Origin of the sequence: Umezawaea sp. NPDC059074 (assembly GCF_042738955.1) — a bacterium.
Taxonomy (GTDB): domain Bacteria; phylum Actinomycetota; class Actinomycetes; order Mycobacteriales; family Pseudonocardiaceae; genus Umezawaea.
Genome location: NZ_JBHYHC010000255.1, coordinates 1 through 5,955, shown reverse-complemented (window position 1 = coordinate 5,955; position 5,955 = coordinate 1). Strand labels below are relative to the sequence as shown.

At 71.2% G+C, this 5,955-nt stretch carries 5 protein-coding genes and 1 pseudogene; all 6 read left to right on the top strand.

Annotated elements, in window-relative coordinates; translation table 11 throughout:
- Positions 1 to 388, top strand: a pseudogene (locus ACFWW9_RS45595) (4-hydroxybenzoate polyprenyltransferase); the annotation flags it as partial.
- Positions 385 to 1,722: an EboA domain-containing protein gene (locus ACFWW9_RS45590; protein ID WP_390389821.1), complete on the top strand. Its 1,338-nt coding sequence runs from the start codon at positions 385 to 387 to the stop codon at positions 1,720 to 1,722. The pseudogene ACFWW9_RS45595 and the gene ACFWW9_RS45590, both read left to right, overlap by 4 nt.
- Entirely contained in the window at positions 1,722 to 2,576 is an 855-nt protein-coding gene (locus tag ACFWW9_RS45585) for a TatD family hydrolase (protein ID WP_390389819.1), read from the top strand. Before ACFWW9_RS45590 ends, ACFWW9_RS45585 begins: the two co-directional genes overlap by 1 nt.
- A 4-nt stretch (positions 2,577 to 2,580) precedes the next feature.
- Entirely contained in the window at positions 2,581 to 3,723 is a 1,143-nt protein-coding gene (gene eboE, locus ACFWW9_RS45580; RefSeq protein WP_390389816.1) for a metabolite traffic protein EboE, read from the top strand.
- The gene (locus ACFWW9_RS45575; RefSeq protein ID WP_390389813.1) at positions 3,720 to 5,090 is read left to right on the top strand and encodes an alkaline phosphatase family protein; all 1,371 of its coding nucleotides are present in this window, start codon (positions 3,720 to 3,722) and stop codon (positions 5,088 to 5,090) included. Before eboE ends, ACFWW9_RS45575 begins: the two co-directional genes overlap by 4 nt.
- On the top strand, positions 5,075 to 5,955 hold an 881-nt coding region (locus tag ACFWW9_RS45570; RefSeq protein WP_390389812.1), incomplete at its 3' end, for a sugar phosphate isomerase/epimerase family protein. The genes ACFWW9_RS45575 and ACFWW9_RS45570, both read left to right, overlap by 16 nt.

The following is a 5,955-nucleotide window of genomic DNA, read 5'->3' as shown; positions in this document are numbered from 1 at the left end:
GGCCGCGCTCACGGTCGCCGAGCACTCTGTCGCGTTACCCGTGCTGGCGCGGTCCGTGGTCTCGGGCGCGACCCCGCTGCTGCCCGCCACCACGGCGGCGGCGACCGGGGCGCTCGGTCTGGTCGCGATGAAGGTCGGCGCGTCTCATCCGGTGCTCGGGGGCGCGCTGCTCGGCGGTTACTCCGTGACCGTCGGCTCGGCGCACCTGGCGGCGGCCCGCGATCCGGTGCCCCGCCAGGTGCGACGAGCGGTGGGGGCGGGCATCCACGGCCTGATCCCGCTCCAGGCGGGCCTGATCGCCCGCGCGGGCCGTCCACGCACCGCGCTCGCCGTCGCGGCCCTGTTCCCGTTGGCGCGCAAGCTGTCCAGGAAGGTGTCGCCGACATGACCGGGCCGCGTTTCGGGTACGGCACGAACGGGTTCGCCAACCACCGGCTCGGCGACGCGCTGCGGGTCGTGGCCGACCTGGGGTACGAGGGGGTCGCGCTCACGCTCGACCACCAGCACCTCGACCCGTTCTCGCCGACGCTGGCGGCCGACGTGGCCGCGCTGGCCGAGGACCTCGACCGGCTCGGCCTCGCCGTGGTCGTCGAGACCGGGGCGCGCTACCTGCTCGACCCGTGGCACAAGCACGCGCCGACGCTGCTGCACGCCGACAACGAGCCTCGGCTGGACCTGCTGGCGGCGGCGATCGACATCGCCGCCGACCTGGGCGCGGAGGCGGTGTCGTTCTGGAGCGGCGTCCGGCCGCCGGACGTGCCCGACGCCGTGGCGTGGGACCGGCTGGTCGCCGGGTGCGCGCGGCTCGTCGAAGCGGCCACGAAGGTCCGGGTGCCGCTGGGGTTCGAGCCGGAGCCGGGGATGCTGGTCGCGGACCTGGACGGCTTCGACCGGCTCCGGGCCCGGCTCGGCGACCCGGAGTTCTTCGGGCTGACGCTGGACGTCGGCCACTGCCGGTGCGTCGAGCCCGCGTCCGTGCCGGACTGCGTGCGCCGCGCCGGGCCGCACCTGGTGAACGTGCAGATCGACGACATGCGCCGGGACGTCCACGAGCACCTGGAGTTCGGCGCGGGCGAGATCGACTTCCCGCCCGTGCTGGCGGCGCTGGACGAGGTCGGCTACCGCGGCCTGGTCGCCGTGGAGCTGCCCCGGCACAGCCACGCCGCGCCCGACACCGCCCGCCGGTCCCTGACGTTCCTCAGGGGCGCGGCCTGGCAGGCCGACGCGGTCGCGCGGATCACCGCCGACCCGACGGCGATCCGGGCCCTGTTCCCGGTGGCCCGCCGCCGGTGCGGGCCGGAGGTCGCGGACGAGGTGCGGGTGGGGCTGCTCGCCGCGCTGCCGCCGGACGTGCTGGCCGACGAGATCACCAGCCTCTACCGGTTCGGCGACCCGGCCGAGAAGCGCGCGGTGCTGCGGGCGCTGTCCGTGCTGCCGGTCGGCGACCTCGGCCTGCCGCTCGTGCGGGACGCGTTGCGCACCAACGACTCCACCCTCGTCACCGCCGCGCTCGGCCCGTACGGGTCGGCGGGCCTGGACGCGCCCGCCTACCGGCAGGGCGTCCTCAAGTGCGTCTTCATGGGCATACCGCTCGCGGAGATCGGCGCACTGCGGGTCGACGACGAACTGCGCCGCATGCTGCGCGCGTTCGCCGACGAACGCGTCGCCGCCGGACGTCCGGTGCCCGCCGACGTCCCGATGGTCCTCGCCGGGGAGGCCTGATGCGCGTCTTCGACCCGCACGTCCACATGAGTTCCCGCACCACCGACGACTACCGGGCGATGCGCGCCGCCGGGGTGCTGGCGGTGGTGGAGCCCGCGTTCTGGCAGGGCCAGCCGCGCACGTCGGTCGGCAGCTTCGTCGACTACTTCGACTCGCTGCTCGGCTGGGAGCCGTTCCGCGCCGCCCAGTTCGGCGTCCGGCACCACTGCGCGATCGCCCTGAACCCCAAGGAGGCCAACGACCCGCGCTGCCTCGACGTGCTGGACCTGCTCCCGCGCTACCTGGCGAAGGACGGCGTGGTCGCGGTCGGCGAGGTCGGCTACGACTCGATGACACCGGAGGAGGACCGGGTGTTCGCCGCGCAGCTGGAACTCGCCGTCGAGGCGGCCCTGCCGGTGCTCGTGCACACCCCGCACCGCGACAAGGCCGAGGGCACCAAGCGGACGCTCGACGTCGTCCGCGAGTCCGGCATCGCCCCGGACCTCGTGGTGGTCGACCACCTCAACGAGCTGACGGTCGCCATGGTCGCCGACTCGGGCTGCTGGATGGGGTTCTCCATCTACCCGGACACGAAGATGGACGAACGCCGGATGGTCGCGGTGCTGCGCGAGCACGGCACCGAGCGGATGCTGGTCAACTCCGCCGCCGACTGGGGGAGCAGCGACCCGCTCAAGGCGGTGAAGACCGGCCACGCCATGCTGACGGCCGGGTTCACCGACGACGACGTGGACCGGGTGCTGTGGCGCAACCCCGCCGAGTTCTACGGCAAGAGCGGTCGCCTCGACCTGTCCGAAGTGGACGTCGACCCGAACGCGGGGTTCCAGGGCAGCTCCGTCCGACGCGGGCAGGGGTGACCCCGTGCGCTTCCGCCACTCCGACGGCACGACCGTCCACCTCGCCTACTGCACCAACGTCCACGCGGCCGAGAGCCTGGCAGGCGTGCTCGACCAGCTGCGCCGCTTCGGCGAACCGGTGCGCCAACGCCTCGGCGTCGACCGCCTCGGCCTCGGCCTGTGGCTCGCGCGCCCGGTCGCCACCGAACTGGTCGCCGACCCCGCCGCCGTCGCCACCCTGCGGGCCGAACTGGCCCACCGGGGCCTGGAGGTGGTGACCCTCAACGGCTTCCCGTACCAGGGCTTCCACGCCCCGGTCGTGAAGCACGCGGTCTACCACCCGGACTGGGCCGACCCCCGGCGCACCCGCTACACCCTCGACCTGGCCCGCCTGCTCGCGGCGCTGATGCCCGACGACGCGGCGCGCGGCAGCGTCTCCACGCTGCCGCTGGGCTGGCGCACCCCGTGGACGCCCGCCCGGTCCATCCGCGCCGCCCGCCAGCTCGACCTGCTGTCGGAGGGCCTGGCGCGGATCGCCCGCCCGATCCGCGTCGGCTTCGAACCCGAGCCCGGCTGCGTCGTGGAGAACACCACCCAGGCCATCGCCCACTTCCAGGGCGTCGACAAGGGCAGGCTCGGAATCTGCCTGGACACCTGCCACCTCGCCGTCGCGTTCGAGGACCCCGCCACGGCGTTGGACGCGCTGGCCACCGCGGGCCTGCCCGTGGTGAAGGTCCAGGCCTCCTGCGCCCTGCACGCCCGCAACCCGCGCGACCCGGCCACCCGCTTCGCGCTCCAGTCGTTCGTGGAGCGCAAGTTCCTGCACCAGACCAGGGAGGGCACCCCGTACGGCGTCGACGACCTGGACGTCGCCCTCGCCGGAGGGCTGCCCGGCCACTCGCCGTGGCGCGTGCACTTCCACGCCCCGCTGCACGCCGACCCCAAACCGCCGCTGCACACCACCAGGTCCGTGCTCAGCTCGACGCTCAAGGAGCTGTTCGGCGGCCCGGTCGCGTGGACCGACCACGTCGAGGTCGAGACCTACACGTGGCAGGTGCTGCCCGACCGCCCGGTCGGCGACCAGGGCTTGATCCGCGGCCTGACGGCGGAACTGGACTGGATGCGCGCCGAACTGCGCGGCCTCGGCTTGGAGGAGGTGCGCGGATGAGCCTGCTGGTGCTGGACGTCGTCGGCCTCACCCCGAAGTGCCTGCCCCACATGCCGAACCTGCGCAAGATGGCCGCGCCAGGCTTCACCGCCCCGCTCGACACCGTGTTCCCGGCAGTGACCTGCACGGTCCAGTCCACGTTCCTCACCGGCCTGCCCCCACGCGACCACGGCATCGTCGGCAACGGCTGGTACTTCCGCGACCTGGGCGAGGTCTTCCTCTGGCGCCAGCACAACGCCCTCGTGACGGGGGAGAAGCTCTGGCACGCCACCCCACCCGGCACCCGCGTGGCCAACGTCTGCTGGTGGTACGCCATGGGCGCGGAGGTCGACCTCACCGTCACCCCGCGCCCGATCTACCACGCCGACGGCCGCAAGTCCCCGGACTGCTACACGTGGCCCCCAGCCCTCCACGACAGCCTCACCACCAAACTCGGCCCGTTCCCCCTCTTCCACTACTGGGGCCCCACAGCATCCATCGCCTCCACCAAATGGATCGCCCAAGCAGCCCACCACCTCCTCGACACCGACCACCCCGACATCACCCTCGTCTACCTCCCCCACCTCGACTACGACCTCCAAAGATTCGGCCCCGACGGCCCCGAAGCAGCAGCCGCCGCAACCGAACTCGACACCGTCCTAGCCCCTCTCCTCAATGCCGCCCACGCCAAGGGCACCACCGTCGTGGCCCTGTCGGAATACGGCATCACCCCCACCCGCCACCCCATCGACATCAACAGGGCACTACGCCGCGAAGGCCTCCTAACCGTCCACACCCAGGCGGGCATGGAGTACCTGGACCCGTGGACCTCCCGAGCGTTCGCCGTGGCCGACCACCAAATCGCCCACGTTTACGTCAAGGACCCCTCCGACCTCCCCCGAGTCCGCGACGTCCTCAAATCCCTCCCCGGCGTAGACCAACTCCTGGACCACCAGGGCAAAGCGGCCTTCAACGTCGACCACTCGCGCTCCGGCGACCTGATCGCCATCGCCACCCCCGACGCCTGGTTCACGTACTACTACTGGCTCGACGACACGAACGCACCGGATTTCGCCAGGGGAGTGGAGATCCACCGCAAACCGGGCTACGACCCGGCCGAACTCTTCTTCGACCCGAACGACCCCTGGGTCAAACCACGGGCAGCGCTCAGCCTCGCGAGGAAGAAACTCGGCTTGCGCTACTCCATGCGCGCCGTTCCACTGGACCCGACCTGCGTGAAGGGCAGCCACGGCCGCCTACCGGACGGCGACGAGGACGCCCCCCTGCTGCTCAGCAGCTCCCCGAGGTTCGCCCGCGACCGCGTGCGAGCCACCGATGTCAAACAGCTCCTGCTCGACCACCTGGAGGAATCATGGCCCGACCGCTGACCCTCTTCACCGGCCAGTGGGCCGACCTGCCTTTCGAAGAGGTCTGCCGCCTCGCGGGCGAGTGGGGCTACGAGGGCTTGGAGATCGCCTGCTGGGGCGACCACTACGACGTCGAGAGGGCGCAAACGGACGACGCCTACGTCCAGTCCAGGCACGACATCCTCGCCAAGTACAACCTCAAGGTCTGGGCCATCTCCAACCACCTGGTAGGACAAGCGGTCTGCGACCACCCGATCGACGAACGCCACGAGGCCATCCTCCCGGCAAGGATCTGGGACGACGGCGACCCGGAAGGCGTCCGCCAACGAGCAGCAGAGGAAATCAAGAACACCGCCAGAGCAGCCGCAAAACTAGGCGTGGACACGGTAATCGGCTTCACCGGCAGCTCCATCTGGCACACCGTAGCCATGTTCCCACCGGTACCCCCGTCCATGATCGAACGCGGCTACCAGGACTTCGCCGACCGCTGGAACCCCATCCTCGACGTCTTCGAAGAGGTAGGAGTCCGCTTCGCCCACGAGGTCCACCCCAGCGAAATCGCCTACGACTACTGGTCCACGGTGAAAACCTTGGAAGCCATCAACCACCGCCCAGCATTCGGCCTCAACTTCGACCCAAGCCACTTCGTCTGGCAAGACCTCGACCCGGTCGGCTTCCTCTGGGACTTCAAGGACCGCATCTACCACGTCGACTGCAAGGAATCCCGCAAACAACTCAACGGCCGCAACGGCCGCCTAGGCTCCCACCTCCCCTGGGGCGACCCGAGAAGGGGCTGGGACTTCGTCTCCACAGGCCACGGCGACGTCCCCTGGGAAGACGTCTTCCGCATGCTGAACGCCATCGACTACAACGGCCCCATCAGCAT